General features: G+C 73.5%; 5 protein-coding genes. 4 read left to right on the top strand and 1 reads right to left on the bottom strand.

What is annotated here, in order from left to right; all coding sequences use genetic code 11:
• The first annotated feature begins 172 nt into the window (after positions 1-172).
• Positions 173-1465 carry a sensor domain-containing protein gene (locus tag ABZS66_RS20705; protein ID WP_354759923.1) on the top strand — a complete coding sequence of 431 codons (1293 nt, stop codon included), beginning with the start codon at positions 173-175 and terminating at the stop codon, positions 1463-1465.
• A complete protein-coding gene (locus ABZS66_RS20700) occupies positions 1417-2058 on the top strand; it encodes a response regulator transcription factor (RefSeq protein ID WP_354759921.1) in 642 nt (213 codons plus the stop codon). The genes ABZS66_RS20705 and ABZS66_RS20700 overlap by 49 nt, the downstream gene beginning before the upstream one ends.
• Here the strand turns inward: ABZS66_RS20700 and ABZS66_RS20695 are convergent.
• A complete protein-coding gene (locus ABZS66_RS20695; RefSeq protein ID WP_354759919.1) occupies positions 2048-3022 on the bottom strand; it encodes a zinc-binding dehydrogenase in 975 nt (324 codons plus the stop codon). The genes ABZS66_RS20700 and ABZS66_RS20695 overlap by 11 nt on opposite strands.
• A 3-nt stretch (positions 3023-3025) precedes the next feature.
• Between ABZS66_RS20695 and ABZS66_RS20690 the strand changes: the two genes are divergently transcribed.
• Together ABZS66_RS20690 and ABZS66_RS20685 are read left to right on the top strand one after the other, a co-directional pair.
• Positions 3026-3811 (top strand): putative protein N(5)-glutamine methyltransferase, encoded by a 786-nt coding sequence (locus tag ABZS66_RS20690; RefSeq protein WP_354759917.1) that lies wholly within the window; start codon positions 3026-3028, stop codon positions 3809-3811.
• 78 nt (positions 3812-3889) lie between these two features.
• On the top strand, positions 3890-4681 hold the full coding sequence (locus tag ABZS66_RS20685) for a serine protease (RefSeq protein ID WP_354759915.1): 792 nt from the start codon (positions 3890-3892) through the stop codon (positions 4679-4681).
• Positions 4682-4794 lie beyond the last annotated feature (113 nt).

Below are 4794 nucleotides of genomic sequence, written 5' to 3'. Positions count from 1 at the left end.
GACTGCGCTTCCGCTGGGAGCTGCAGCTGCACGACGGCACGACCGTGCGGGTGCGCACCATTCTCGACAGCACCGAGCACGGCCCGGCCCACGCGCTCTTTACCCGCGCGGTCACGCAACAGTAGGGCTAGACCTACCGACGCGCGGTCCCCGCCGGGCCAGAATGGACGGCATGAGAGCAGCCGTGCCGTTCATCCGCCGGGGACTGACCGCCGTCGGCCGGGTCGCGCTGCTCGGCATCATCGCCTGGCCGCTCAACATCCTGCTGCTCATCCTCAGCCTGGTCTCGTTCCTGCTCACGATCGTCGGTCTCGGGCTGGTCCTGGCGCCGCTCGTGCAGCTGCTCGTCCGGCGCTACGCCGACCTGCGCCGCACGCTCGCGGGCCGCTGGTCGGGCATCGACATCCCCCGGCCCTACCGGCCGATGCCGCCGAAGGCCTTCATCGGCTCGCCGCGGCGCTGGCTGTGGCTCGTGCGCGACCCGGCGACGTGGCGCGACCTGCTGTGGCTCCTCGCCGGTGCGCCGGTCGGCCTGGTCACCGGCCTGCTCGCTCCGGTGCTGCTGGCCTATGGACTCCAAGGTGTACTGCTGGTGCCGGTGATCGTCAGCGCGGCCGACGACGGCTTCGGCTACGGCGTCACGTGGCCGCTGCGCAACGCGCTGGACTTCACGACGGTGCCGTTGCAGGGCGCGCTCATCACCGCCGGCGCGCTCTACGCGGGGCCCTGGCTGCTGTGGGCGCTCGCGCAGTACGACCGCTCACTCCTCGGCCCGACCCACAGCGCCGAGCTGACCCGGCGCGTCGACCGGCTCACCGAGACGCGCACGCAGGTCGTCGACGCGCAGGCGGCCGAGCTGCGGCGCATCGAGCGCGACCTGCACGACGGCGCGCAGGCCCGCATCGTGGCCCTCGGCATGAGCCTCGGCATGGCCGAGGACCTGGTGACCAGCGACCCGGCGGCCGCGCAGGCGCTCATCGCCGAGGCGCGCGAGGCGAGCGGCATGGCGCTCGCCGAGTTACGCGGGCTGGTCCGCGGCATCCACCCGCCGGTGCTCGCCGAGCGGGGGCTCGCCGGCGGCCTGGAGGCGCTCGCGCTCACCGTGCCGCTCCCGGTGGCCGTCCAGGCCGACATCGACGGCCGCCCGCCGGCGCCGGTCGAGTCGGCGGCCTACTTCGCGGTGGCCGAGGCGCTCGCCAACGTGGTCAAGCACAGCCGGGCTTCGACGGCCTGGGTATCGTTGAGCCACCTCGGAGGCGCCATCTACATCACCGTCGGTGACGACGGCGTGGGCGGCGCGGACCCGCGTGCCGGCTCCGGGCTGGCCGGTGTCCAACGCCGGCTGGGGGCGTTCGACGGCAGCCTGAGCGTCGACAGTCCGGCCGGCGGCCCGACCGTGCTGACGATGGAGCTGCCGTGCGAGTTGTCATCGCCGAGGATCTCGCCCTTCTCCGCGACGGGCTGATCCGGCTCCTGACCGCGTACGGGTTCGAGGTCGTCGAGGCGGTCGACAACGGCACCGACCTGCGCGCGGCCCTGCTCACCCACCGCCCCGACGTGGCCGTCGTCGACGTGCGGCTCCCGCCGACGTTCACCGATGAGGGGCTGCGCGCGGCGATCGCGGCCCGCGCCGAGGCGCCCGGCCTGCCGGTGCTCGTCCTCTCGCAGCACGTCGAGCAGCTGTACGCGCGGGAGCTGCTCTCCGACCGCCGCGGCGGCGTCGGGTACCTGCTGAAGGACCGGGTCGCGACCGTCGCCGAGTTCGTCGACGCGGTGCGGCGGGTCGCCCAGGGCGGCACCGCGATGGACCCGGAGGTGGTCTCGCAGCTGCTGGCCCGCAATGCCGGCGCGCCAACCCGGGCCCTCACCCCGCGCGAGCGGGAGGTGCTCGGGCTGATGGCCGAGGGGCGCTCCAACGTGGCGATCGCGGGCCGGCTCTACGTGACCGAGAAGGCCGTCGGCAAGCACATCAACAACATCTTCACCAAGTTGGGCCTGCCGCCGTCGGAGGACGACAACCGCCGGGTGCTGGCCGTGCTGGCCTATCTCAACGCGTGATCCCGACCAGCTTGCCGACCTTCGTTCCCTGCTCCAGGTCGGTGTGCGCCCGCCGGATGTCGTCGAGCGGGTAGGTGTGGACCGGGCCCAGCGACATTTTGTTGGAAGCGATCCGGTCGAGGCAGCGCTGGAGGACCTCCTGGGGCAGGTCGTCGCTCTCCCCGCCGTACGCCGAGAGGCGCACGCCCCGCGGCAGGTACCCGATCGGGTAGAAGTCGCGCACGAGCCACTCGTTGGACAGCATCCCGGCGAAGCACACCGTGCCGTGCACCTTGGCGGCGTTGAGCGTGTCCGGCAGCGTCGGCGTGCCGACCAGCTCCAGCGCGGCGTCGACGCCCTCGGGGAAGATCCGCCGGACCTGCTCCGCGACGTTGCCGTCGTCGACGATCGGGTGGTCGGCGCCCGTCGTTGCCAGCCGGCCGGGGTTGCGGGTCGTCGCCAGTACCGTGGCGCCCAGGTCCCGGGCCAGCGCGGTCGCGGCCAGCCCGACCGACGACGTTCCCCCGCGCACCAGCAGCGTCTGGCCCTCCCTGAGGTCGAGCCCGACGGTCAGGGCGCCGTACGCGGTCTGGAGCGTCTCGGGCACCGCGCCGATCACCTCCCACGGCAGCGCGGACTCGAACGGTATGACCTGCCGGCGGGGCACGACGGTGTACTGCGCGTAGCCGCCGTCGAACGTCCGCCCCATGCCGCCCATCATGGTCACGACCTGCTGCCCCCGCTCCAGGTCGGTACCGCCCGGGTCGTCGACGACCCCCGACGCCTCGATGCCCGGCACCCGCGGGAAGGTGACGCCTTCGGCGAGGCCGAGCCGGGTGTGCAGCTCGGACCGGTTGAGCCCGAACGCCTCGACCCGGATCCGCACCCAGCCGGGCGGCGGCTCGGGGATCGGCAGCTCGGTCACCTGGAGGTGCTCGACCGGCCCGGGCCCGCTGAGTACGACGGCCCGCATGGTGCGCTGCATGGCTTGGTAGCCTCCCTTGTGTCGTCGATCTCCGCGACCGTCTCCCGCCTGCGGGCGGCCGGCTGCGTCTTCGCCGAGGACGAGGCCGCGCTCCTGCACGCCGAGGCCCGCTCGGGTGACCATCTCGAGTCCATGATCGCTCGCCGCGTCGCCGGCGCCCCACTGGAGCACGTCCTCGGCTGGGCCACCTTCGCCGGCGTCCGGGTCGCGGTGACGGACGGCGTGTTCGTCCCCCGCCACCGTACCGAGCTGCTGACCACCACGGCCCGCTCCCTGATGCCGGTCGGGACGGTGCTCGACCTGTGCTGCGGCACCGGCGCGCTCGGCCTCGTGGTCGCACGGGACCACCCGGCGGTGCGCCTGGTGGCGACGGACGTCGACCCGCGCGCCGTCGAGTGCGCCCGCCGGAACCTGGCCTCGTTGTCCGCCGCGGTGTACTGCGGCGACCTCTTCGAGCCGCTGCCGCAGGACCTGCGCGGGACCGTCGACCTCCTGCTGGCGAACGTCCCGTACGTTCCCACCGCCGAGATCGTGTACCTCCCGGAGGAGTTCCGCGTCCACGAGGCGCGGGCGGCCCTGGACGGCGGCCCGGACGGCCTGGACGTCCTGCGCCGGGTGGCCCGCGAGGCGCCGGCGTGGCTGGCCTCCGGTGGGACGCTGCTGACCGAGGCGGGTGTACCGCAGCTGGCCGCGGCGCGAGAGATCCTGTCGGCGGCCGGCCTGGATCCGCGCGTCGTCACCGACCCGGAGACCGAGACGGCGGTGGTCGCCGCCGTGTCGCCGGTATGAGCCATCCGATATATCCATCGATATCGAATTGATGGATATCCTCCTCTCCAACATCCAACTCGTTGGGGAGGCTCCCGGATGGTTCGTACACTCCCGCCCACCCGCCGCTCGCCGGTGCGGTGGCTGCTCGCGGTGCTCACCGCGGTGGCCGCCACCGCCGGCGTCCTGCCGGGCACCGCGCACGCCGCCGAGAACGTCGTGGGCGGCACCCGAGCGGCGCAGGGCGAGTTCCCGTTCATGGTCCGCCTGTCGATGGGCTGCGGCGGCGCGCTGTACAGCTCGCGCCTGGTCCTGACGGCCGCCCACTGCGTCGGCGGCACCGGCACGAACACCAGCATCACCGCGACGCTGGGCGTCGTGGACCTGCAGTCGTCGAGCCGCATCACGGTGCGGTCCAACTACGTGTACCGGGCCCCCGGCTACAACGGCAACGGCAAGGACTGGGCCCTGATCCGCCTGGCAACCCCGGTCACCAGCCTCGCCACGCTCCCGATCGCCACCACGACGGCGTACAACTCCGGCACCTTCACCGTCGCCGGCTGGGGCGCCGCGCGCGAGGGCGGCGCCCAGCAGCGCTACCTGCTGAAGGCCACCGTCCCGTTCGTCGCGGACTCCACCTGCGACAACTCCTACCCGGACCTGATCCCGAGCGAGGAGATCTGCGCCGGCTACACCGCGGGCGGCGTGGACACCTGCCAGGGCGACTCCGGCGGCCCGATGTTCCGCCGCAACGCGAGCAACGCCTGGATCCAGGTGGGCATCGTCAGCTGGGGCAACGGCTGCGCCCGCCCGAACTACCCGGGCGTCTACACCGAGGTGAGCACCTTCGCCTCGGCGATCGCCTCAGCGGCAGCCAGCCTGGGCGGCTGACCCACGCACCCCCCGGCGGGCGCGCTGCTGTCGCGCGCGCCCGCCGGGCACCCCCACCCCCACCCTCTCCCGACGCAGCGCTCTCCGCACTGCGCACAGCCTTCGGCACGCCG

The sequence above is a fragment of the Dactylosporangium sp. NPDC005572 genome, from assembly GCF_040605515.1.
Classification (GTDB): Bacteria; Actinomycetota; Actinomycetes; order Mycobacteriales; family Micromonosporaceae; genus Dactylosporangium.
Note: the sequence above shows the minus strand (reverse complement) of the source record. Positions and strands in the feature narration are given on the sequence as shown.

Excerpts from the sequence above, each read along its gene's own strand:
- ABZS66_RS20705 (WP_354759923.1), top strand. The coding sequence starts at position 173 with ATGAGAGCAGCCGTGCCGTTCATCCGCCGGGGACTGACCGCCGTCGGC.
- ABZS66_RS20695 (WP_354759919.1), bottom strand. The coding sequence starts at position 3,022 with ATGCAGCGCACCATGCGGGCCGTCGTACTCAGCGGGCCCGGGCCGGTC.
- ABZS66_RS20685 (WP_354759915.1), top strand. The coding sequence starts at position 3,890 with ATGGTTCGTACACTCCCGCCCACCCGCCGCTCGCCGGTGCGGTGGCTG.